Genomic DNA, 23661 nt, shown 5'->3' with positions numbered 1-23661 from the left:
CCTGAATGAGCGCCAAACACAGCGGGCCGTCCGGCGTGGACGGCCCGCCGGTCTCCCCTACGCCCACAGCCGATCCGGTTCCCTCAGCAGGCCCAACGGCGGCCGCCGAGTCACCCAGCCACGGCACCCGCGCCGCCGTCGTGATCAGCCGTGACACAAACGGCGAGGTACCGGTGCATGCGGCAGGAATCCAGCTCATCGGCGAGGCGAAGGGGTCCGGCTACCGGGAGGCCCCCTCGCTGGTCCGCCGCGCCGACGGCCAGACCATCCAGCTCACCCGGTTGCTTTTTCACGTCCTCGAAGCCATCGACGGGATCCGGGACGTTGATGGGATAGCCGAGGTTGCCAGCACGCGGTCCGGCCGGTTCATCACCGGAGACAACGTCAGGACATTGATCGAGGGGCAGCTGCTGCCACTTGGCCTGCTGCAGCTGCCGGACGGATCACAGCCGGAGGTCCGCCGATCGAATCCCTTGCTGGGCATGCGCTTCCGGTACACCGTCACGGACCCGGAGCGCACCCGGAAGCTGACGGCACCGTTCGCTGTGCTGTTCAATCCGCTGATCGTGGCAGTTGTCGCCGCGGGCTTCCTGGCATCGTGCTGGTGGGTCCTGTTGGTCAAAGGCCTGGCCTCCGCCACGCACGACGCCTTCGCGAACCCGTGGCTGCTCCTGCTGATTTTCGCCGTCACGGTGCTGTCGGCAGGCTTTCACGAATTCGGCCATGCCGCTGCAGCACGCCGCGGCGGAGCCACTCCCGGCGCGATGGGTGCCGGGCTGTACCTCGTCTGGCCAGCTTTCTACACGGACGTCACCGACTCCTACCGGCTGGGGCGTGGCGGCAGGCTGCGCACGGATATGGGCGGCCTCTACTTCAACGCCATCGTTGCGATCGCCACCATGGGTGTCTGGTGGGCCACAGGTTTTGATGCGCTGCTCCTGGTGGTGCTCACGCAGATCCTGCAGATGGTGCGCCAGCTCCTTCCCTTGGTCCGCTTCGACGGGTACCACATCCTGGCCGACGCCACCGGCGTGCCCGACCTCTTCCAGCGGATCCGCCCGACGCTGCTCGGGCTCCTGCCGTGGCGCTGGAGCAAGCCTGAACCCGAGGCCCAGGCCCTCAAGCCGTGGGCCCGCGCCGTTATCACCGTCTGGGTCCTGGTCACCGTTCCCCTGCTGCTGTTCAGCCTGGTGCTGATGGTCGTCTCCTTCCCGCGGCTCCTTGGCACGGCGTGGGCGAGCCTGCAGCATCAGCAGGCCCTTCTGTCCGGAAGCCTCGCGGAGGGAAACTTCGCCGACGGTGCAGTGCGCGCGCTGGCGATTGCCGCCGTCGTCCTTCCCGTGGTGGGCGTGGTGTACATGCTGCTACGGCTGGCGCGGCAACTCCTCACGGGACTCTGGACCAAAACCCGGGGCAGGCCGCTGCAGCGCGCGACCGCCTTGGCGGCGGTGGGCGCCGTCGCCGCCGGCCTGGCGTGGGCGTGGTGGCCGCTGCCCGACAGCTACCGCCCGGTGCAGCCCTACGAACGCGGGACGCTCGCCGATGCCACGGCCGCCGTCTATCCGGCCCTTGGTGGTCCCGACGGAGCCCTTCACGAGGGCCGGACAGGGCAGACGGTGGCACTCTGGCCGGACGGCACGAAACTGCCCACGCGGGAGCAGCCGCAGCTCAGCATGGTGCTCGTGCCGAGGCAAGGCGCAGCACCCGCTTCCGCGCCCGGCAAAACGGACCCGGGCCAAGGCCAGGGCCAGCCTGGCCCGGACACAGACCAAAGCCTGGGTACGGCAACCGGTAACACCACGCCGCCGTCGTGGGTCTTTCCGTTCGACAAGCCCCCGGCCCCGGAGGAGGACGGCAACCAGGCCCTCGCCGTGAACACGACCGACGGATCCGTCAGTTACGACATCGCGTTCGCGCTGGTGTGGGCCGAGGACGGGCCGGTGGACACCCGCAACGAGGCCTACGCCTTCGCCAGTTGCACGGACTGCGCGGCGGTGGCTGTCGGATTCCAGGTGGTCCTGATCGTGGGCCAGGCGGACGTGGTGGTGCCCGAGAACCTATCCGCCGCCGCGAACTACAACTGCGTCCGCTGCCTGACGTACGCCTTGGCCAGCCAGCTGGTGCTCACCCTGGATGGGCCGCTCAGCAGGGACGGCATGGCCCGGCTCAACGCGCTGTGGCAGGAGATCGCCGAGTTCGGACGGACCCTGCAGAGCGTTCCTCTGTCCGAGATCGAGGGACGGCTGGGCGCCTACAAGGAACAGCTCATGGAGATCATCCGGACCGATCCAAGCGCCAAGCCCCAGACCGGCACCGGCGCTCCATCGCCGGGATCGTCGCCGTCGCCCGGCGCCAGTGGCGGGTCTGACCCGGGCTCGGGATCCCGGCCGGGTGAACCGACGCCGGGCCAGCCGGCTGCGCCGGGCGTTCAGTCTCCGGGCGCAGCATCGCCAGGTGCGCCGTCGCCAGGAACGACGCCGGGCCCCGCGGTTCCCGCACCGGGAACAGGCACGACGCCGGTCCCCGCCGTCCCGTCTCCAGCCCCCACAGATGCGGCCCCGGCGGCTACGGCTCCTGCGAGCACGGCGCCCGCGTCACCGACACAGGAGGCGGCCGGCCCGTAGACCCCCGGCAAGTCGTCGCATTACCAAAAATGGCCGTCTGAGAACCTCCCCAGGCGGCCATTTTTGGCAATCGGCGGACCCGACGACGCGCGACGGCGGTTTGAGCGGTGACATGACGGGCGCGGGCCACGGGCTCGCGCTGAACGGGGATGTGTCCCAGGCAACATATATTTAAGTGATGCTCTCGGCGCTCAAGAAATACCTGCTGCTCCCGAAACTGGTGAAGCTGTCCTCGAACGCGCCAAAAGACCGCGGTGTCGCCTGGGACCAGTACTGGGGCAGGGTCGGGGCCACCGGCGCCCGCGGCGACGTGCTGTGGGATTCCGGCAGTGACCACGAGCTGCAGGCGTATCTGGAGCACCTGACGCGGCAGCTGGACCCCAACATTCCCATCGTCGATGTCGGGTGCGGCAGCGGTGTCTTCAGCCGCGCGCTTGCCCCCTACTTTCCGTTTGTTCTGGGGGTGGACGTCTCAGCCAACGCCGTAGCCCGTGCGTCCGCCGAATCTGAAGGACTTGAGCGGGTCGCCTACGTCGCGGCCGACATGACAGCCCCCGCGGGCACCCGTGCCGTGGCCGACGCCCTGGCCGCAGCCGGATTCTCCGGTGAAGCCAACATCTTCATCCGGGGCGTCCTCCACGTGCTGAAACGGCCTGCCCAGGCGGCGTTGGCCGGGCAGCTGCACCCGCTCGTGGGCAAACGCGGCCGCGTGTTCCTGGCCGAGACCAACTTCCGAGGGAATCCCATCCAGTACGTCAGCCATCTTGGTGCGACACTGCACTTCATCCCCGGACCACTCGAAAAGGCCATCCGGGCCCTGCCCATCCCCGGCCGCTTCGGCGCCGAGCAGCGCAGGCGGGCCTTTCCGGAGGCCCAGTGGGATGTGGTGGAAGACGGCCCGGTCACCATTGAAACGCGGCCCCTCACGTCTGCTGACCGCCCCGAACAGATCCCGGGCTATTTCGCGGTGCTCCAGGCACGCTGAGGGCGCGAGGGAGCCAGCCGGAGAGTCGGCGGGCAGAACCTGGGGCTAGCTGAGCTTCAGCCAGGCGAGGGCGTCGACCTCGGAGGTGAAAAACCTTGTGGGGCACGGGAGCCTGTTGATGCCCAGGAAGAAGTTGGCCATCACCCGGTCCACGGGAGACGAACCGAGCAGCGCGATCCTTGAGGCCTGGCACGGACGACCGAAGACGGCACGCGCGCCGCGGCTCACATCGGCGGTCGTGGCCATGTCCACGAGCATGGGATGCATGTTCTGACCGCAAAGGAGGTTCACCTTCTCCATGGCAGCCTCGGCATCGGCCTCGGTGATGCTGGCGTCCCGGGCCCAGGTCAGCCGCAGCAGATGTTCGGGATCCAATTCCAAGTCGAACAGCGTGTGCCGGCCCGTGCTGTGGGAATCCAAATCAAACCTCCGCGATGGCTAAGGGGACAAGTATCAAGGTACAGCCATTCCGTACGCGGCCAACGCTCCGCGGGCTGATAATGTGAGTCCAAAGTCACGGTAGCCTCAAAAGGCACTCGCAACACAGGGGGCACATGGTCCAGGCACCGGCGGAGTCTGCCTCCGCACCTCGCGAGGCGGTGGTCGCGCTCACCGATGCCGCCCGTCTGGACGCCGTGGCGTCGGTTCTCGCCGGTGCGGGTTTTACCGTCCGCAAAGCGCCCGACGCCGGATCACTCGCCAATGTGCTGGAAGGCAACAGCGCCGCCGTCGTACTTCTTGATACTGAACTGACGGACGGGTACGCGTGGGAGGGCACCCCGGTGCTGCTGCTGGTGGACCTCGCCGGCGACTTCGACCTGGCCCAGCTCGAACCTTGGGGCATCGCCGACTACATCTCCTACGACGCAGCTGCCCGGGAGCTGACCCACCGGGTGGAAACGCTCATTGGCCGGGCCCGGGAACGCCGCCGCATCCGGGCTGAAGCCGAGTTTCTGCGCGAAAGCCTCCGGAACGTCTCAGCCGCCATCCGCGGCACCAACAGCCCCCAGCAGATGGCGGGGCACCTGGTCCGCGGCTTCGGGGAATCCCTTGGGGTGGACCACGTCTGGTTCACCACCTTCCAGGATTCGCGCGTGCCGAGGATCAGCGCCCAGTGGTGCCTGCCCGGCAACTCCAAGCTGCCGGACACGCTCGGTTCCTTCGAGGATGCTGCCCGGCAGCAGACGACGTCGCTGTGGTCGGCAGCCGAGGCCCTCGCGGTTCCGGACCACCAGACGGAGCAGTCGGCAGCACTGGCCGAGGGATTGCGGGAGTGGTCCGGCCTGGGCCCGGTCCGCGCGTCGGTTGCCCTGCCCGTGGGAGAAGGCGAGACGGCCCTGGGGATCGTCTGGATAGCGCAGGTGGCGGGACCCCGCGACTGGACCAGGGCCGAGATCGCCCTAATCCAGCACGTCGCCGGCAACCTCGCCCACAGCCTTATCCAAGGCCACCTGATCAGCGCCCAGTTGCAGGTGCTGCAGCAGCTGCGGGAACTGGACAAGGCCAAGACAGACTTCCTAGCCACGGTCAACCACGAGCTCCGCACGCCGCTCACGTCCATCACGGCGTACCTCGACATGATCCGCGATGGAGCCGGCGGCCCCGTTCCCGCGGGCATCGAATCCATGATGGACGTCATCTCGCGGAACTCCGACCGCCTCCGACGGCTGATCGAGGACATGCTCACGGTCTCCCAGCAGGACACCCCCAGCAACCTGAACCTCAAGCAGGTGGAGCTCGGCCAGGTCCTGCGGATCGTCGTTGCCGCACTGCGCCCGCTCGCCGAGTCGCGGAACGTCGCCATCGCCGGTGCCGACTCGCACGAGGACGTCAAGGTCCAGGCCGACGAGGCCCAGCTGGAGCAGGTCTTCACCAACATCGTGGCGAACGCCATCAAGTTCACCCCCCATGGCGGCCGGATCAGCATCACCTTCATGTCCGCTGACTCCGCAGCCGGGAGCCCCCGCGCCGCCGTGAGCATCACGGACACAGGCGTGGGGATTCCCGATCAGGAAATCGCCCAGGTGTTCACGCGTTTCTACCGGGCATCCAACGCTTCCTCTGCCGCCATCCCGGGCAGCGGTCTGGGACTCGCCATCGCACAGGACATCGTCCGGCGCCATGGCGGCTCACTGGACCTTTCGTCCGTTCTGGGCAAGGGAACCACCGTATCCGTGACCCTTCCGGTCGACGGGCCCCAGCCCGAGGAAAAGCCCGAGGAGAACGACGACGCAGGGTCCGGTCTCCCCACGCCCGACGCCTAAACAACCAGCTGAGCCCAAACGAAAGCCGCCCCGGCCATTAGGTCCGGGGCGGCTTTCGCAATTTTGCTTGGCCAGGGGCCAATCCTAGTGGGGCCACCAGCCGACGCTGGCGTAATTGACCTCGGAGCTCGAAGTGGAGGACGTGGAGCTGTCCTTGTCCTTCGACGCCGCATTGGCAGGAGCGGCGAAGCCTGCAACTGCAAGGATGCCGGTCATAACTAGTGTTGCGGCAAGTTTCTTCATCCGCTGTCCCCTTCGTTGTTTGTAGCCTTAACCCGAATTGCACATTACGGCGACAGTATACGGTCATCAGATCAAGGTTTGGTCAAGTCAAATCCTGTCAATTCCGAAGGATTCGCCATGTTTTTTCCGCCCGGACTTGCAATTCCCGTAACAACCGTTTTTCTGCCTCGTACCCCGTCCTCCCCTGGACGGGATTGTGGATAATTGGGAGCATGCCTATGCAGCGTGACCTGTCCCCCTTCGTGATTGCAGAGCTGGCTGCGCGCGAAAGCTGGAAGCGGCGGGACTACACCGCCGGACATGACCAGGCCGGGCACGCCGCGGAACTGGCCCGGGAGGCCGGTGACGAGCTGCGCTGGTGGAAGATGGTCCTGCTGCAGGCCGAATGCCTGCGGGACCAAGGCGCCATGCAGGAGTGCCAGAAGCTCGCCGCGGAACTCGCAGCCCATCCGGTTGCGGGTTCGGCCCCCGACCTGGGTGCCCGGGCCGCAATGCTGCTGGCACATTCGCTGCAGGGCCTTGGCCGGCTCCACGAGGCTGTAGATGCCGCTTCCACCGCAGCGGGCCTGGTGGCCGGCGACTTCGAGAACGTCTACCTGCACATCCACGCCCAGCAGGCCCTGATCGCGGCCCTCGCGGAAAGTGGCCGGCTCGAGGACGCCTGGCGGGAATGCATGGACCTTGAGTCGCTGCTCACCGACCACGTGGACGAAGATACGGCCGGCAAGGCCTACTGGGTTATTGGCAACGTCGCGTTTCTCAGCGACCGGGTCAGTGAAGGCGGCCACTACCACGACCTGGCCGCGGGCAAACTCTCCCCCTCCCAGGACGTCGACCTCTGGGCTCGCTTCAACCGCGCCTCCGCGGAAATGCGCCTGCAGGCCAAGCTGGCTGACGCCGCAACGCTGCGCTGCATAGAACGTGCGGAACTTGCCACCGAAGTGGTGGGCGGCAGCGAACGGGACATCCTGGAGATGTCACTGGTCCGCGCCCACTGGTGCTACCTCACCGGGGACATGGAAACGGCAATCAGCCTCCTGACTCCGCTTCGCAGCCAGTTCCCCATCCTTGCCACCCAAACCGCGGCCGAAGCCACCTTCATCCTGGGCAAGGCACTGATGGCCCAGGGACACGAACCGAAATCGCTGCAGATGCTTGACGATGCCGCTACGCTGTTCGATACAGCTGCTGCACCGGAGCGTAGCGCCACCGTCCGTGGTTTCATCGCCTCAGCGGAGCCTTCGGACCGGCGCCAACAGCAATTTCTCCAGGGGGGGTAAATGCCAGAAGCCAGAGCGTTTCCCGGTGCCGCGCTGCTGCAGCCCGGGGCGCCTCCCGCCGCTGCCGTCTTTACTGTGTTGCCCGACCTCGCCGTCAAGGCGGTCCTCCCGCCCGGCGTGCACCTGAACGAGACCGCGGCCGCCCAACTGCACCGCCGCCTCGGCGAGCTGGCGGGAGACCGGAGGGTCGCCGTCGTACTTGAACTGACGGGAGTGGCCTCCGTGACCCGTGCGGCACGGGCTGCCTACGCAGCGATACCGTCGGTATCCGCTTGGGCGATCCTGGGCGAATCCCCGGTGGACAGGCTGCTGGGGCACTTTCTGCTGGGCGGTGAATTCAGCTCCGTGCCGGCCCGCTATTTCACCGCCGAAAACGACGCCCTCGACTGGTTGAGCCGCGTTGACCATGTTCTCTAACGACGATCCCCGGCTGGGGAAACTGCTCGACGGCATAGTCCGCCTGGCAGCCGGGGAACTCCACTCGCGCATTGAAATCTCCGAAGCCAGGGACGAGCTGGACGCGGTGATCATGGGCACCAACCTGCTCGCCGAGGACCTGCAGATCATCTACCAGGAGCTCGAGGAGCGCGTGGAACTGCGCACGCGCATGCTCAACGAGGCGCACCAAGAGCTGCAGCAGATGGCGCTCACCGATTCCCTGACGGGACTCTACAACAGGTCGGCGCTGGTCAGCGCCGTCAACGCTGCCCAGACAGAGGTGGCCGACGGCGGGCTTCCGCCGGCGCTGCTGCTGCTGGACCTGGACGCCTTCAAGAGCATCAATGATTCGTACGGCCACTCCATGGGCGACCAGGTGCTGGCAACGGTCGGCGCACGGATCAGCTCGTGCGTGCGCGACGGCGACATGGTGGCCCGGCTGGGCGGCGACGAGTTCGCCGTCCTGCTCCCTGCCACCACGCCGGCCAAGGCAGCCGCCGTCGGAAACCGGATCCTGGATTCGCTCAACGGAACCCTTCAAGTGGACGGCAAGACCATCCGTTGCGGCGCGAGCCTGGGGCTTCGGATCGCGGATCCCGGCGAGACGTCGGAGGAACTGCTGATTGAGGCGGACATCGCGATGTACGCCTCCAAGGCCGATGGCCGCAACAAGCTCCGCGTGTTCGAACCGGCCATGCTGCATGCCCGGCAGCTCCGCAACCAGCTGGTGGGGGAACTGCGCGAGGCCATCGCCAAGGACCAGCTGGTGCTGTACTACCAGCCGGTCATCGAACTTGCCTCCGGCAAAATCGAAGGCGTGGAGGCCTTGGTCCGCTGGAAACACCCCAAGCGCGGCCTGATCATGCCGGACGAATTCATCCCAATCGCCGAAGAAACCGGCCTCATCTCGGAGCTTGGCAATTGGGTGCTGAAGAATGCGGTTGAGCAGCTCCGGCTCTGGAGATCGTCTCCCGCAACCCGCCGGCACAACTTCGATATGCGCATCAACATTACGGCGTCGGACCTTCAGCGGCTTCAATTCATTGAGGACGTCCGGGAAGCGCTCACCGCCGCGGACCTCGAGCCGTCCCTCCTGGTCCTGGAGCTCACGGAAGGCGCCATTATCCAAGGCAACGAGCTCGACAGGTACACGCTCGCGAGCCTCCGGAAGCTCGGTGTGGGCCTGGAGATCGACGACTTCGGTACCGGGTACTCGTCCATCAGCTACCTCCGGCGCCTGCCCGTGGACCGGGTCAAGGTGGACCGGACGCTGCTCACCGCCCTCGGCAGCGACCCCGCGCAGCCGGCCCTGATCGCGGCCATCCTCCAGCTCATCCGGGCCTGCGGGCTCGAGGCCGTGTGGGAGGGCGTCGAGAACGCGGAGCAGGCCGAGCACCTCCGCAGCACGGGCTGCATCAGCGGGCAGGGCTACTACTTCAGCCGCCCCCTCCCCGCCGCCGAGTTCACCGAACGCCTGGCCAGGCAGGACGTGTGGCCCGGCTGAGCCGCCGCAGATCGGGGGCGTTCCCGCTGATCGAGCGTGTCGAGATCCGGCCGTTTGAGCCCGCTCGCACCGCCGGATAACCAATAGTGGCCGCCTGAATTCGTGCCACGCGGCCATACTTGGCAAAACAACGTCGGCCCGGGCTCGCGGTTTCGACAAGCTCAACCAGCGGAAACGCCCATCAGCCTAGCCTCCGACGACGGCGGCTGTTGCCTCGGCGATGGCCCGCTCTTCGTCCGTGGGCACCACCAGCACGGGAATGGCGGAGGCCTCGGTGGAAATCACGCGGGGTTCCTTGGACCGCTCACTGTTCTGCCCGGCGTCGAGCTCAATGCCCAGCGCTCCCAACTTCTCCGCCACCAGGGCACGGAACTGGTGCGAGTTCTCGCCGATCCCGGCCGTGAACACGAGCGCCTTCGCCCCGCCGACCGCCACGTGGTAGCCGCCGATGTACTTCGCGAGCCGGTAGGAGGCGACCGCCAGGGCAGTGGCCGCGCGCGCGTTGCCGGACTCGGCCGCCTCCACCACCGAACGCATGTCGTTATTGCCGGCCAGCCCCTTGAGCCCGGACTCGCGGTTGAGCATCGAATCGAGGTCCTCGGCGTTCCAGCCGGTGCGGGCCAGGAACACCAGGATCGACGGGTCCAGGTCGCCGGAGCGGGTGCCCATGACCAGGCCCTCCAGCGGCGTGAAGCCCATCGACGTATCCACGGACTTGCCGCCCCGGATCGCCGTGACGGAGGCGCCGTTGCCCAGGTGGGCGATCACGCCGTCGAACTCCTCCACCGGGATATCCAGCAGCGCGGCAGCACGGTTCGTGACGTATTCGTGCGAGGTCCCATGGAAGCCGTACCGGCGGATCCCGTGGTTGGTGTAGAGCTCGTCGGGAACGGCGTAGCGCCAGGCGTGCTCCGGCAGGCTGCGGTGGAATGCGGTGTCGAACACTGCCACTTGCGGCATGTCCGGCCATTTCCTGGTGATGGCGCGGATGCCCAGCACGTTGGCGGGGTTGTGCAGCGGCGCCAGCGGGTTGAGCCGTTCGATGGCGCGGGTGATCTCGTTGTCGATCAGCACGGGCTCGCCGAACCGCTCGCCGCCGTGCACCACCCGGTGCCCCACTGCGTCCAGCTGTCTCTCGCCCAGCACCTCATGAATGGCCGCGTCCACCTGCTCGAGGGCGTCGGCATGGTCCGCCGGGCCCACCACCTCGCCGTCGCCCTGGCCGCCGTTGGACACCCCGATCCGCTCAATCAGTCCCTCGGTGAGCACGCTGCCTTCCGCGACGTCGCGCACCTGGTACTTAAGCGAGGACGAGCCGGAGTTGATGACGAGCACGAGCATGGGGCCTCCTAAGCCTGGGCTGCTGAAACGGCGGACGGTTCTGTGGTGCTGGGGGTTTCCAAGGGGACGGCCGGGCTCTGCGCCTGGATGGCGGTGATGGCCACCGTGTTCACGATGTCCTCCACAGTGCAGCCGCGGGAGAGGTCGTTGACGGGCTTGCGCAGCCCCTGCAGGACGGGCCCGACGGCGACGGCTCCGGAGCTCTGCTGCACCGCCTTGTACGTGTTGTTGCCGGTGTTCAGGTCCGGGAAGATGAACACGGTCGCCTGCCCGGCGACGGACGAGCCCGGCATCTTGGACTCGGCGATGGAGGCATCCACGGCGGCGTCGTACTGGATGGGGCCTTCGACGGCGAGGTCCGGGCGGCGCTCACGGACCAGGTCGGTGGCCTGCCGGACTTCCTCCACGGCCTCGCCCGAGCCGGAGCCGCCGGTGGAGTAGGACAGCATGGCCACCCTCGGTTCCACCCCGAACTGGCCCGCGGTCTCCGCCGAGGCCAGGGCGATGTCCGCGAGTTGCTCCACGTTCGGATCCGGGTTCACCGCGCAGTCGCCGTAAACGAGCACCCGGTCCGGCATGAGCATGAGGAACACCGAGGAGACGATCTTCACGCCCTCCCGGGTCTTCACGAACTCTAGCGCCGGGCGGATCGTGTGGGCAGTGGTGTGCGCGGCGCCGGACACCATGCCGTCCACCACACCCAGCTGGACCATCATGGTGCCGAAGTAGCTTTCGTCCTGCATGACCTCCAGCGCCCGGGCCAGGTCCACGCCCTTGTGCGCCCGCAGCTCGGCGTACCTGGCGGCGAAATCCTGGCGCAGCTCGGACGTTGCGGGGTCCACGATGTTGATGCCGGCGAGATCGATGCCCCGGCTGGCGGCGAGCTCCCGGACGTCGGCTTCCCGGCCCAGCAGTGTCAGGTCGCAGACGTCCCGACGGTGCAGGATCTCGGCGGCCTTCAGGATCCGGATGTCCTTGCCTTCCGGCAGCACGATGTGGCGGCGCTGCGAGCGGGCGCGTTCGATGAGGTCGTGCAGGAACCGCAGCGGGGTCATCCGCTCGGCCCGGGGCAGGTGCAGGCGCTCGAGCATCTCGGCCTCGTCCACCTGCCGGGACCACAGGCCCAGTGCGGAGGCCACCTTGCGCCGGTGGCCGCTCCAGATTTCGCTGCGGACCTCGGAGACGCGGCGGGCGGTGGTGTAGGTGTCATCCTCCGTGGCGAACACCGGGAACGGGGCGGAGGCCAGCAGCGGATAGATGTTGGCGTCCGGGGCCAGGCCACCGGTGAGGATCAGCCCTGAGGGTACCGGGAACTCGGGCGAGAACGACGACGCCAGGCAGGCAACCATCACGTCCGCCCTGTCACCGGGCACGATCACCAGCGCGCCGTCGTCGAGCACGTTCAAAAAGTTGCCCACATTCATGGCGGCGACCTTGACGTCGCGGACGTCCCGCTCCATGTCTGCGCGGCCGGCGATCTGCCGCAGGCCCAGGGCCGCGCCCACCTCACCGGTGGTGGGCCGGGCGATGTCCTCCAGCTCCGGAAAGACGTACACCGGCCGGCCGGACGCGCCGGGCTTCACGGCGGCGATGATCGCGTCCACGTCCTCCGGGTCGGCCCGGTTCACCATCATCGCCAGGAGCGAGCACTTCTCGGCGGCGAGTTCCTTGCGGGCGACGTCGACGGCGGCCGCGGCCTCCGCCACGCTACGCCCCTTGGCGCCCACCACCGCCACGACGGGCGCGGCCAGGTTGTTGGCAAGGCGGGCATTGAGGTCAAATTCGACGGCGGCGTCGTGGCCGGTGAGGTCCGTGCCTTCCACGATGATCACGTCGCAGTGCCGGCCCATCTGGGCGAAGATCTCCACGCACCGGGAGTCGATGTCCTCGCGCTTGCCTTCGGCGAGCAGGGACCGAACCTCGGTAAATGTCAGCCCGCCGCGGCAGCGCTCATCGTCCAGGTCGAAGCGGGATTTCATGAGCGCCACCATCGGATCCGCGCCGGCGTCGTCGCCATGGACCACGGGCTTGAAGAATCCGATCCGGTCCGCGTGCCGGTGGAGCGTGTCCGCCAGGCCCAGCGCTATGAGCGACTTCCCCGAACCCGGAGTGGTCGCACTGACATATATCCCCTTGGCCATCATCTGTCCTCTGGTTGGAAGCTCCTGCGTGGAACGTACTGCATTGGACGTGCCGGTTTGCTGACTGCACGCCCCGGGGCGCGCACTCCCCCATACTTTCACTTGTTGCCGCGCTTCCGGGAGCAGACAATGGTGTTGATTGCCACGTCGGCGCACAATCGCCGTCCCGGACCCGGAGCGGGCCAGCGCCCCGGAGCCGGCCCATCCGCAGCAGTCTCCCGAGCTGCATCGTCCTGAACGATGGTGGTCCCGATGAACCCCGCTGGCCGCGCTTCCGATCCATCCGCCGCTTCGTCCCCCCGCCCCCTGCGCCGGCTCATTGCTGCCCGCCCCGTGGCAGCGTTCCTGGTCATTGCGATCGCGCTGACGTGGATGGCACTCATCCTGTCCATCGGGGTGCTCGGCAACCCGGTGCCCGGCATCCTGGCCGAACTGCTCATCCTGCTGGGAACGGCCGTCCTGGTGACCCGGGCAGCCGACGGCGCTCCCGGCGTCCGGCACCTGTTCCGACAAACTGTTCGCTGGCGCGTCGGAGCGGGCTGGTACGTGGCGGCAGTCCTTGCCCTGCCCGCGCTGACCGTGCTCGTCGCGGCCGCCACCGGCACGTTCCATCAGCCCGCGGAAGGGTGGGCCACGGTGGCAGGGTCGTACCTGCTGAACACGCTGATCGTTGGCGCCCTGCTGGGGAACATCTGGGAGGAGCTGGCCTGGACGGGGGTGGTCCAGCGCCGGCTGATGGAGCGGCATGGCCTGGTGACCGGCAGCCTGCTCACCGCCATTCCCTTCGCGCTCATCCACCTCCCGCTGGCCTTTGCGGACAGGGGCTTCGGCGCCACCGCGTGGCCCGACGTGGCCGTCGCGTGGGGCGTGCTGCTGGTGTTCGCCCCGCTGTTCCGTCTGCTGGTGGGCATCGCCTACCTTGGAACGGGCCAGAGCCTGCTGATCGTGGCCCTCCTCCACGCCTCATTCAACGCCTCGGAGCAGTCGAAACTGGCAGTGTTCGACGGCGCGTGGCAGCAGATTGCCGCGGCCACCGTTTTGCTGGTGGTCCTGGTGCTGCTCCGGAAATTCCGCACACTGACGGCGGAGTCGGGCCATGGCGCAGCCGTCGCCGGCTGAGCAGCCCATGCCCGCCAGGCGGGCATTGCCCGCTGGCGGCGGGGACAGCCGTCGCGCCCGGAAGGAAGCAGCGCGGCACCGCACCATAACGCGGCGTGGAACTAAGGCACGGCGCCGGACCACAGGGCCGCGTGGGGCCCTGACCTGGCCTGCCACCCACCGGTTAACGCTGTTCTTCGCCCTGGCCTTCGCCATTTCATGGATGCTTTGGCCGCTGACCCTCCTCAACCCGAACAGCTCGCCCCTGATCCCGTTCGGGCCCGCCCTGGCCGCAGCCATCACGGCCTACCTCGCAGGCGGCAAGGCCGAGGTGCTGCGACTGCTCCGGCAGCTGGTCCGCTGGCGCGTGGCCGGCCGCTGGTACGCCGCCGCCGCAGGCCTGCCGTGCCTGCTGGTGGCGGTCTCTGCCGGTCTCACCGTCTCCGGCGGTGCGCCAGCCCCGGAGCTCGGACCGAACCCAGGCTGGTTCATGCTGCTGGGCACCTTCGCGTTCACGCTGGTGGCCGTGGGCCTCTTCGAGGAGCTGGGCTGGCGCGGCTACGCCCTGCCGCTCCTGCAGCGTGACCGCCCTGCCCTGTCCGCGGCGCTGCTCCTCGGGCTGGTGTGGGGCGCATGGCACCTGCCCGAGCTGCTTTCGGATCCCACCGGGCAGCGGCCGCCGCTTCCGTTCCTGCTGATGGTCCTGGCGCAGTCCGTGCTGCTGGCCTGGCTCTACAACAGCAGCGGCAGCGTGCCCATCTGCATGGTCTTCCACGCGGCATTCAACACCTCCGGGGCCCTGGTTTTCCCCGCCATGCTGGGGCCGGACTTCCACACGCTCTGGTGGACCGTCGCACTCCTCCATGTCCTGGCAGCGCTGGTGGTTATTGCCGTCGCCGGGCCCCTCCGGCTGGCCCGCACCCTTGACACGAACCCCTCCTATGGGATTACCTAATGAACATTCGGTAAATAAAGCTGGAGGCAACGACGCATGGCTGAAACGGCAATCCCCGGTGTGGCCCACCACATCCTTGAGAACGACTACGCCTCGGAATGGATGGGCATAGAAGTCCTCGCTGTGAGCGATGGACACGCAACCATCCGGATGACCCTCCGGCAGGAAATGCTCAACGGCTTCGGCATGGCCCACGGCGGAATGATCTTCGCCTTCGCAGACACCGCGTTCGCCCTCGCCTGCAACCCCGCGGTGCCTGCCGACCCTGACAGCATTACCGTTGCTGCCGGCGTCGACATCAACTTCCTCAAGCCGGCCTACCAGGGCCAGGTGATCACCGCCGTCGCCGACCGCCGCTCCAGTGCTGGCCGCAGCGGCCTCTACGACATCCAGATCTTCGCTGCCGATCCCGGTGCTGAGGCCAGTTCCGGCAAGCCGGGGGAACTCATTGCCGAGTTCCGCGGACGCAGCCGTACCATCCCCAAGAAGTAGGAAGCAGACCATGACCCTCCACGCCCCTGAACCCACCGTCGCTGCGCGCGTTGCCGCCGCACCCGCTGACGCCGTGCTCGACCCCGAGGAGACCATGTCCCGGGACGAACTTGAGGCGCTGCAGCTCAGCCGGCTCCAGCACACCGTCGCGTACGCCTACGACAGGGTCCCGCTGTACAAGCGCAAGTTCGACGACGCCGGGATCCACCCCTCGGACCTGCGCGAACTCGCCGATCTCGGCAACTTCCCCTTCACCACCAAGGAGGACCTGCGCCAGGAGTACCCGTTCGGCATGTTCGCCGTGCCGCAGAGCGAGGTGGCACGCGTACACGCCAGCTCCGGCACCACGGGCCGGCCCACCGTCGTCGGGTACACCAAGCAGGACCTGGCCGACTGGGCCAAACTGGTGGCCCGCTGCCTCCGCGCCTCCGGCGTCCGCCCCGGCATGAAGGTTCACAACGCCTACGGCTACGGCCTGTTCACCGGCGGACTGGGTGCCCACGCAGGCGCCGAGGCCCTCGGCTGCACCGTGATTCCGATGTCCGGCGGGCAGACCGAACGCCAAATCCAGATGATCCAGGACTTCAAGCCGGACGCCATCCTGGCCACGCCCACGTACCTGCTCACCATCGCAGACGCCATGGCGCACATGGGCATCGACCCCACCTCCACGTCGCTGAAATACGCGGTGCTCGGCGCCGAACCGTGGACGCAGGAGATGCGGCACGAGCTCGAGGTCACCATGAACATCAAGGCGTGCGACATCTACGGGCTCTCCGAGGTCATGGGACCCGGCGTCGCGGGCGAATGCGTGGAGACGCAGGACGGCAGCCACATCTGGGAGGACCACTTCCGGCCGGAAATCATCGACCCCTTCAACCCGGCCCCGGGCAAGGAAAACGTGCTGGGCGACGGCGAACACGGCGAGCTGGTCTTCACCTCGCTCACCAAGGAAGCCCTGCCCATCATCCGCTACCGCACCAAGGATCTCACCCGCCTGCTTCCCGGCACCGCGCGCCCGGCACACCGCCGGATGGGGCGCATCACCGGCCGCAGCGACGACATGATCATCCTCCGCGGCGTGAACCTCTTTCCGTCCCAGATCGAGGAAATCGCCCTGCGCATCCCGGAGCTCAGCCCGCACTTCCAGCTTGAGCTGACCCGGCCCGAGGGCCAGCGCATGGACCAGCTGACCGTGAAGATCGAGCGCCGTGACAATGTCACCACCGGTCAGAGCACGACGGCGGCCCGCACCCTGCGCGAGCAGATCAAGATCCACGTGGGTTCTTCGTGCACCGTCAACGTGGTGGAGCCCGGCTCGCTTGAGCGCTCCAACGGCAAGCTGCGCCGGATCTACGACCTGCGCCCGAAGGGATAAGTCCGACGCACTCCGGGCGCTGCAGGCATCCGAGCGCTAGGACCCGCCTGCCAGCGGGTCCCAGCGCTGGGTTTTGGCGCTGGGTTCAAAGGGCGGTCAGGGCGTGATCTCCCAGCCGAACATCATGGAGTGGTCCTCGTGGGCCAGGTTGTGGCAGTGCGCCACGTACGGGCCCGTGAAGTCCCGGAAACCCCTGTAGAGGATCACCGACTCGCCGGGATCGAGCGCCGCCAGGTCTTCCTTCGAGACATCGTCGGGATGCCCGGGATCGCCGCCGCGCGTCACGTCCTTGCCATTGCGCATGACCGTGCGGTGTTCCTCCATGTGGAGGTGGAACGGGTGCACCCAGCCGCCACCACCGTTCCGGACCTCCCACAGGTTGAAGCTGCCCTTCCTCTGTTGGGCCAGAGGTGTGCGTCCGGCGGGATTTCTCAGGCTCGCGCCCACCGCCGCCGGGTCGAAGGGCTTGCCGTTGATGAGCCACTCGGTCTCCCCTCCCAGGGCGCCCCGCTTCACTTCGAAGATCAGGCGGTTGGCCAGCATGCTCTGCCAGTTGCTCGGCAGCGGCGGAAGGGGCCGGAGTGCCGTGGGGATCAGGCTGTCGTCCGGCGCGCTGTCTCCGATCACGAACTTGAGCACCGGAACCTTGTACTTCGGGTCGGGGAAGAAGCGGGAGGAGTTGCTCCACATCCGGCCGTTGGGCATCTTCATCACGTTGGTCAGGTACACGACGTCGCCCTTGGTGGTCGGTGTGCCGTCCTGGTACCGCGTGAAATCGATGATGACTTCGCGTCGCTTCGCGGGCCATAACTCAAACGAGTCGCGCTTGAGCGGCAGTGGCAGCAGCCCGCCGTCGGACGCGATCTGGATGAACTGCATGCACTGCTGCCCGTCCGGGATGCGGTACTGGCCCTCAAGCTCGTCATCCACGTAGCCCAGTGATGCCGCCGACTTTGGTCCCTGGGTGGAGCTCATCAGCTTGAACTCGTAAATCCTCGAGACTGACGCGTCCAGGAACCGGAAGCGGTACTTGCGGCGCTTCACCTGCAGGGCCGGGTAGGCGGTGCCGTTTACGGTGAAGATGTCGCCCACGAACCCATGGTTCGGGAAATGCTTGTAGAACGTCTTGCCCCACCATTCGGGGTGCTCGGCCGGGTTCTTCGCGGCCGGGAACTCGCCCTGCACGTCGTGGATGTCCTTGTGCACAGTTTTGCCGTCATCAAACCGGCAGTCATAGAAGGCGAGCGGAATATCGTATTTGACGTCGAAAGACCGGTCCGGGTTGTTGGTCCGGACTCCGGGCAGCCGGAGGCCCTGGCGCTCGTCCCCCATGTCCGTTCCGTTCTTCGGGTCATAGATCGGGTAGAGGCCCACCAAGCCCTTGTAAACGTTGGAACCGGTATGGTCCATCGTGTGGTCGTGGAACCAGAAGAAGCTTTGCTTCTCCCGGTCGTCGCCGCCCGCGGGCCAGTTCAGGTACAGGTTGTCAACGAACATCTTCGGCAGGAAGCCCGGGCGCTTCGGCCCGGCCACCATCGAGTAATGCGGGTTGCCGTCGCTCTCCGGCGCCGTGTGGCCGTTGTGGAGGTGGGTCAGGAAGGACCAATTCGGCGAGCCAAAGTCCTGGCGGTCCAGGTTCAGCGGGTTCTCGTCCAGGTGGTTCTCGAACCGCACCAGGACCGGCTTGCCGTACTCGGCGTTGATCATGGGCCCAGGGAACGTGCCGTTGAACCCATAGATGGTGCTGAGCGGAAGCGTGCGCCTGGTGCCAGCGGGATATTTTTTACGATTCGCATCGAAGGAAACCGTGGGCTCGCCGTCACCGTCAATGGGCAGAACCTGGGAGGTCGTGAATGCGTGGGCCCGGACCTGCACGTTGATCTTGTAGACAATGGGGTCCGGATAGCCGATCCGGTTTGGCCAGAGCTGGTGCTGCTCGTTGCGCAGCGAGTTCTGCTGGCCCGGGCCCGGTCCCGGCGGATTCTGCCAGGCGCTGTATACCGACTTCGGCACCGAAGCCAGCGCCTTGGGGATCGGCAGCGGGTCGCTGAACGGCCAGAGGATCAGCGGGCTCGTTGGGTATTTTTCGATGTAGAACAGCTCGTCACTCAGGGCTGTCGATGTGGCTCCGAATGCGCCGTCGGGCGACAGCAGCCCTCGCTGGGCCAGCATCGGGCCCGCCCAGGTTTGTGCGGCGGCGAGTGCCGCCCCGGCTCCTCCGGCCGCACCCAGCCGCAGCAGCGCACGGCGTCCCAGCCCGTTTGAGGTTGCAGATTCTTCAGACATGCTCAGTGCCTCCTTGGCCCGGGGCACCTGCCAAACCCACTGCCCCGGTCGTCATCCCAATATGTGGTTCTGAGACCGAACGCCGACCACCGGGACCTCCTTGTCCCGTGGGTCAGCTTTGCCGCACTGATTCCCCTGACGAAAGAAAACTGTGGGATCTGGACCTTGGAAAAACGCTGACCGCTGGTCGCGTGCACCCTCCGAATTGGCGGTCTGCCGAGATTACCGAACGTTCATGAGAAAATAGCCCGTATGCCCAGTACAGCAGGAAACACAGCAGCCCCCACCAAGCGCGGCCGTCCCGGCTACGACCAGCAGTCCGTGCTGCTGATCGCCGTCGACGTCTTCAACCGCCACGGCTACGATGCCACATCCATGGGCATCCTCGCCGAAAATCTGGGCATCTCCAAGTCGGCGATCTATCACCATGTGCCCTCCAAGGGCGACCTGCTGAAACTCGCCCTGGATCACGCTCTCGGCGGCCTGGAGGCCATCCTGGAGCAGCCGGGGGCCACCTCGGGGGCGGCCGACGCGCGGCTGGAGTTCGTGCTTCGCCAGACCATCGCCGTGCTGGTGGAGCGGTTGCCCTTCGTGACGCTGCTGCTGCGGCTGCGCGGGAACACGGACATTGAGCGCAACGCCATGGAACGCCGCCGTGCCTTCGACCACAAGGTGGCTGGGCTGATCTCCGCGGCCCGCGACGAGGGGTCACTGCGCCAGGACATCGACCCCCGCACCGTGACCCGTCTCCTGTTCGGAACCATCAACTCGATCGTCGAGTGGTACAAGCCGGGCGGTTCGCTCTCACCGGAAAAGCTGGCCGACGACGTCATCACCATGGCGTTCGACGGCCTGCACGCCAAGCCCTGACAGCCTAGCAATTAGGCGTTGACGAATTGGCCGTTGACGCCGGCCGCCCTGGTGCCCACCCTGAATGCATGGCCACGAAACTGTCGGATCTGCTGTTCGGCGCATTTCCTGATCTCCGATACCAGCCCACCTCCAAAAGGATCCGCGCGGGCATCGACGGAAGCCCCGTCGTCGACACGCTGGAAGCCCTCCTGGTCTGGGAACCGAAACGCGTCACCCCGGTTTACGCCGTGCCCGAAAAGGACCTGCTGGCGCGGCTCGAGCCGCCTGCAGCCGAGGGGGACGCCGGGCCGGACGAGTATCCGGTCCGCCTGATGGCAGAGGCCCCGCCGGCGCTGGACCCGCGGACCGGGTTCAGGCGGCACACGGCGGTGGGCGAGGAGCTCGACGTCGTGGCATCCGCGTTCAGCGTGCCCCGGGCAGCGTTCCGGCCCTCGGATCCGGACCTGGCCGGGTACGTCATCCTGGATTTCGGCGCCTTCCACTGGCTCGAGGACCATGAGGAGATCATCGGCCACCCGCGGGATCCGTTCCACCGTGTGGATATCCGGGCCACGCTTAAACACATTGAGGTGAAGCTCGACGGCGTGGTGCTGGCGGACACCGTCGGAGCCCATCTGCTCTACGAAACGCTGCTTCCGGTGCGCTACTACATCCCGCCCGGGGACGTGCGGCTGGACCTGCTGGAGGCCAGCCCGCACCGGACCGTCTGCCCCTACAAGGGCGAGGCCAAGTACTGGAGCCTCCCGGAGTCAGCCCAGGGCAAGAACATCGCCTGGGCCTACGACTCGCGGTTCATCGACGCCCGGCAGATCCATGGCCTGGTCTGCTTCTTCAACGAGCGGGCGGACGTGTTCGTGGACGGCGAACTGCAGGACCACCCGGTCACCCCGTGGTCCTGACCCTGCCAACACCCGGACGCTTCCTCACATCCCGTTGGCTTTCCCCCAGCCCTTCCTCACCTTTCGCCGCTTAAAACCAAACCCTTCCTCAGCTAGGCGAGGAAGGGTTTGGGAACCTGCGCGTCGCGGCGGATCAGAGCTGATATTCAGCCTGTGTTCCGAGCCTCTCGTGGACGCAGAGGATGTTGTTTTCAGTGTCCATGAACCAGGCGCATTTCTCGGCGTCGGTTGAACAGATGTGGTGATCGGTCTTCAAATCGGGGAGGTCATAGTCCTGGAACCGAACGCCCTTGGACTCCATATCCTGGACGGTCCGCTCAATGTCAGTGACCTCAAAACTCAGTGTTGTGTGCTCGGAGTGCTTTCCATCTTTCACAGGCATCAGCTGCAGCATCGGGCCGTCAGCGTTGCCAAATAAATCGCTTCCATCCTCAGCCTTGCCACGGTGTGGGAGGCCCAACGTTTCCGCGTAAAATCCGCGGGCGCGGTCCGGATCATCGACAGGCAGGACGGTTGTGGCTGTTCTTAGTGCTAGGGTCATTTCGCCACCTCCTACGGGGTCATTTTACGCCCGGAAAACCCCGAAAGATCAGGGGAAATTCGGCCCCGCCTGCAGGATCTGAGGACGCGTCCGGAAAAACCCGACAGGACCTGAGGACGCGTCCCAAGCACCTGAGAGGGTCCGGTTACTTCTCCACGAGGGTGAGGACGTCATAGGTGGCCACAATTTCGTCGTTCTGGTTGGTCAGGACGGCATCCCAGGCCACCTCGCCGTACTCATCGGTCTCGCGCGGGGTGATCTTCTTGGCCGTGAGGGTGACCCGGATGGAGTCCCCCGCAGCCACAGGGGTGATGAAGCGCAGGTTCTCCAAGCCGTAGTTGGCCAGGACCGGGCCCGGGGCGGGCTCCACGAACAGCCCGGCAGCCCAGGCCAGCAGCAGGTAGCCGTGCGCCACGATGCCCGGGAAGAACGGGTTGGCTTCCGCGGCCTCCTGGTTGGTGTGGGCGTAGAACGTGTCGCCGGTGGAGTTGGCGAAAGCCGAGATGTCATCGAGTGCGACCTCGCGCAGTTCCGAACGGACAGCGTCGCCGATGCGCAGGGTCTCGAGGGACTTGCGGAACGGGTGCGTGCCCTCGGTATCCACAGTGAAATTGCGGTCGGCGCCGGTGTGCCAGATCCCGGTCACGGCGGTGAGCATGTTGGGCGAGCCCTGGATGGCGGTGCGCTGCATGTGGTGCATCACGGAGCGGATGCCGCCCAGTTCCTCGCCGCCGCCGGCACGTCCTGGTCCGCCGTGGACCAGGTGCGGGACGGGCGAACCATGGCCGGTTGACGAGCGCGCGTCCTCACGGTTCAGCATCAGCACTCGGCCGTGGTGGGCGGCGATGCCGGTGACCAGATCCTGCGCAACGGAGGGATCGTTGGTGCAGACCGAGGCGACCAGCGAACCGCCGCCGCGGGCGGCGAGCCGGACGGCGTCGGGAATGTCCTTGTACCCGATCACGGACGAGACCGGGCCGAAGGCTTCCAGCGAGTGCACGGGCTCGGCCTCGGCGTCAGCCCAGCTGAGCACCACGGGAGACATGAAGGCGCCGCCCTCGACGACGCCCGTTGCACCGTCCGCGCTGGTGACCGACGGCGAATCGAGCGTTCCGTACGCAAGCTCGCCACCGGCGTCAAGCATGGACTGCACGGCGGCGCGGACATCGGCGAGCTGTTCCACGGAGGCGAGCGCGCCCATGGTGACGCCCTCGGCGCGCGGATCGCCGAGCACCACGCGCTGCTCCACGCGGGCTCCGATGGCGGAAACCACGGCGGGTACCAGCTCCTGCGGCACGATGGCGCGGCGGATCGCTGTGCACTTCTGCCCGGCTTTCACCGTCATTTCGGTGACCACGGACTTGATGAAGGCGTCGAATTCCGGGGTGCCTTCCACGGCGTCCGGGCCGAGGATGGCGGCGTTAAGGGAGTCGGTCTCGGAGGTGAACCTCACGCCGCCCAGCACCACGTTCGGGTGGGACCTGAGGGACTGCGAGGTGGACGCCGAGCCGGTGAAGGCCACGAGGTCACGGTAGTCCAGCACATCCAGCAGCCCGCGGACCGAGCCGGAAATCAGCTGCAGCGATCCCTTGGGCAGGATGTTGGATTCGATGATGGCCTTCACCACGGCCGCGGCGACGTAGCCGGTGGGGGTGGCGGGCTTGACGATGGTGGGGACACCGGCGATAAACGCGGGCGCGAGCTTCTCCAGCATGCCCCAGACCGGGAAGTTGAAGGCGTTGATCTGCACCGCGACGCCGGGGATGCGGGTGTAGATGTGCTCGCCGGCGAACGATCCGTCCTTGGACAGCACCTCCATGGGCCCGTCCACCACCACCTGGGCGTTGGGCAGTTCACGCCGGCCCTTGGACCCGAACGTGAACAGCACCCCGATGCCGCCGTCGATGTCGATCATCGAGTCGATCTTCGTGGCGCCGGTCTGTGCGGAGAACGCGTAGAAGTGCTCGCGCCGCGCGTTCAGGTACTGCGCCAGCTCCTTGAGCTTGAGGGCACGCTGGTGGAAGGTCAGCTTGCCCAGTTCCGTTTGGCCTGTGGTGCGGCCGTAATCCACGACGGCGGCCAGGTCCAGTCCGTCGGTGCTCACCTTGGCCAGAATCTCGCCCGTGCTGGCGTCCCGGACGGGGACAGCGGAAGCCGCCGAGCCGGCGTCGGGAGTCCACCAGGAATCCTGCACGAAACTGGGGACGGTTTCCACGGTGTCCAGGGTGGCCTCGGGGGCAGTGGCGGTGGTGGTCATCGTTGACGGGTCCTTCCAACGGGGGACAAATCTGATCCGGCCAGAACATTACTGACCGTCCG

General features: G+C 66.9%; 19 protein-coding genes. 12 read left to right on the top strand and 7 right to left on the bottom strand.

Going from position 1 to position 23661, the window contains the following annotated elements:
* Positions 1 to 5 precede the first annotated feature (5 nt).
* A complete protein-coding gene (locus tag G9E11_RS10050) occupies positions 6 to 2624 on the top strand; it encodes a hypothetical protein (protein WP_190605230.1) in 2619 nt (872 codons plus the stop codon).
* Between the two features lie 178 nt (positions 2625 to 2802).
* A complete protein-coding gene (locus G9E11_RS10045; protein ID WP_190605229.1) occupies positions 2803 to 3609 on the top strand; it encodes a class I SAM-dependent methyltransferase in 807 nt (268 codons plus the stop codon).
* A gap of 45 nt (positions 3610 to 3654) precedes the next feature.
* Here G9E11_RS10045 and G9E11_RS10040 read toward each other — a convergent pair whose 3' ends face one another.
* Positions 3655 to 4029 carry a DUF7793 family protein gene (locus G9E11_RS10040; RefSeq protein ID WP_190605227.1) on the bottom strand — a complete coding sequence of 125 codons (375 nt, stop codon included), beginning with the start codon at positions 4027 to 4029 and terminating at the stop codon, positions 3655 to 3657.
* A gap of 134 nt (positions 4030 to 4163) precedes the next feature.
* On the opposite strand from G9E11_RS10040, the gene G9E11_RS10035 reads away from it, so the two are divergent.
* A complete protein-coding gene (locus G9E11_RS10035; protein ID WP_190605225.1) occupies positions 4164 to 5873 on the top strand; it encodes an ATP-binding response regulator in 1710 nt (569 codons plus the stop codon).
* An 84-nt stretch (positions 5874 to 5957) separates the two neighbouring features.
* On the opposite strand, the gene G9E11_RS10030 is transcribed toward G9E11_RS10035, so the two are convergent.
* Positions 5958 to 6116, bottom strand: a complete 159-nt coding sequence (locus G9E11_RS10030; protein ID WP_190605222.1) for a hypothetical protein — start codon at positions 6114 to 6116, stop codon at positions 5958 to 5960.
* A 212-nt stretch (positions 6117 to 6328) separates the two neighbouring features.
* On the opposite strand from G9E11_RS10030, the gene G9E11_RS10025 reads away from it, so the two are divergent.
* Genes G9E11_RS10025 through G9E11_RS10015 form a run of 3 tightly spaced genes read left to right on the top strand, consistent with a single transcriptional unit; the run spans position 6329 to position 9338 of the window.
* The gene (locus G9E11_RS10025; protein ID WP_246468842.1) at positions 6329 to 7396 is read left to right on the top strand and encodes a hypothetical protein; all 1068 of its coding nucleotides are present in this window, start codon (positions 6329 to 6331) and stop codon (positions 7394 to 7396) included.
* The gene (locus G9E11_RS10020) at positions 7397 to 7813 is read left to right on the top strand and encodes a DUF7793 family protein (protein ID WP_190605221.1); all 417 of its coding nucleotides are present in this window, start codon (positions 7397 to 7399) and stop codon (positions 7811 to 7813) included.
* Positions 7803 to 9338, top strand: coding sequence for a putative bifunctional diguanylate cyclase/phosphodiesterase (locus G9E11_RS10015; RefSeq protein ID WP_190605219.1), 1536 nt, complete (start codon positions 7803 to 7805; stop codon positions 9336 to 9338). The genes G9E11_RS10020 and G9E11_RS10015 overlap by 11 nt, the downstream gene beginning before the upstream one ends.
* A gap of 186 nt (positions 9339 to 9524) precedes the next feature.
* Here the strand turns inward: G9E11_RS10015 and G9E11_RS10010 are convergent, their stop codons facing one another.
* Both G9E11_RS10010 and pta read right to left on the bottom strand, forming a co-directional pair.
* Positions 9525 to 10679 (bottom strand): acetate kinase, encoded by a 1155-nt coding sequence (locus G9E11_RS10010; protein WP_190605216.1) that lies wholly within the window; start codon positions 10677 to 10679, stop codon positions 9525 to 9527.
* 8 nt (positions 10680 to 10687) lie between these two features.
* Positions 10688 to 12820 (bottom strand): phosphate acetyltransferase, encoded by a 2133-nt coding sequence (pta, locus tag G9E11_RS10005; protein WP_190605214.1) that lies wholly within the window; start codon positions 12818 to 12820, stop codon positions 10688 to 10690.
* A 252-nt stretch (positions 12821 to 13072) separates the two neighbouring features.
* On the opposite strand from pta, the gene G9E11_RS10000 reads away from it, so the two are divergent.
* From G9E11_RS10000 to paaK, 4 genes are read left to right on the top strand one after another with little or no spacing between them, the layout of a single operon-like run.
* Positions 13073 to 13939 carry a CPBP family intramembrane glutamic endopeptidase gene (locus G9E11_RS10000; RefSeq protein WP_190605212.1) on the top strand — a complete coding sequence of 289 codons (867 nt, stop codon included), beginning with the start codon at positions 13073 to 13075 and terminating at the stop codon, positions 13937 to 13939.
* A complete protein-coding gene (locus G9E11_RS09995) occupies positions 13917 to 14873 on the top strand; it encodes a CPBP family intramembrane glutamic endopeptidase (RefSeq protein ID WP_190605210.1) in 957 nt (318 codons plus the stop codon). The genes G9E11_RS10000 and G9E11_RS09995 overlap by 23 nt, the downstream gene beginning before the upstream one ends.
* 36 nt (positions 14874 to 14909) lie before the next feature.
* Entirely contained in the window at positions 14910 to 15365 is a 456-nt protein-coding gene (locus G9E11_RS09990; RefSeq protein WP_190605208.1) for a hotdog fold thioesterase, read from the top strand.
* A gap of 10 nt (positions 15366 to 15375) precedes the next feature.
* Positions 15376 to 16743 carry a phenylacetate--CoA ligase PaaK gene (gene paaK / locus G9E11_RS09985; protein WP_190605206.1) on the top strand — a complete coding sequence of 456 codons (1368 nt, stop codon included), beginning with the start codon at positions 15376 to 15378 and terminating at the stop codon, positions 16741 to 16743.
* A gap of 96 nt (positions 16744 to 16839) precedes the next feature.
* Here paaK and G9E11_RS09980 read toward each other — a convergent pair whose 3' ends face one another.
* Entirely contained in the window at positions 16840 to 19029 is a 2190-nt protein-coding gene (locus G9E11_RS09980; protein WP_190605204.1) for a multicopper oxidase family protein, read from the bottom strand.
* Positions 19030 to 19281: 252 nt separating this feature from the next.
* Between G9E11_RS09980 and G9E11_RS09975 the strand changes: the two genes are divergently transcribed.
* Positions 19282 to 19899 (top strand): TetR/AcrR family transcriptional regulator, encoded by a 618-nt coding sequence (locus G9E11_RS09975; RefSeq protein ID WP_190605203.1) that lies wholly within the window; start codon positions 19282 to 19284, stop codon positions 19897 to 19899.
* A 68-nt stretch (positions 19900 to 19967) separates the two neighbouring features.
* Positions 19968 to 20801 (top strand): DUF427 domain-containing protein, encoded by an 834-nt coding sequence (locus G9E11_RS09970; RefSeq protein ID WP_190605201.1) that lies wholly within the window; start codon positions 19968 to 19970, stop codon positions 20799 to 20801.
* A gap of 133 nt (positions 20802 to 20934) precedes the next feature.
* Here G9E11_RS09970 and G9E11_RS09965 read toward each other — a convergent pair whose 3' ends face one another.
* Complete coding sequence (locus tag G9E11_RS09965) at positions 20935 to 21342, bottom strand: VOC family protein (RefSeq protein ID WP_190605200.1); 408 nt, start codon at positions 21340 to 21342, stop codon at positions 20935 to 20937.
* 145 nt (positions 21343 to 21487) lie between these two features.
* Positions 21488 to 23599: a phenylacetic acid degradation bifunctional protein PaaZ gene (paaZ, locus tag G9E11_RS09960; RefSeq protein ID WP_190605199.1), complete on the bottom strand. Its 2112-nt coding sequence runs from the start codon at positions 23597 to 23599 to the stop codon at positions 21488 to 21490.
* Positions 23600 to 23661: the final 62 nt, after the last annotated feature.

Origin of the sequence: Arthrobacter ipis (assembly GCF_014694315.1) — a bacterium.
Taxonomy (GTDB): Bacteria; Actinomycetota; Actinomycetes; order Actinomycetales; family Micrococcaceae; genus Arthrobacter; species Arthrobacter ipis.
Note: the sequence above shows the minus strand (reverse complement) of the source record. Positions and strands in the feature narration are given on the sequence as shown.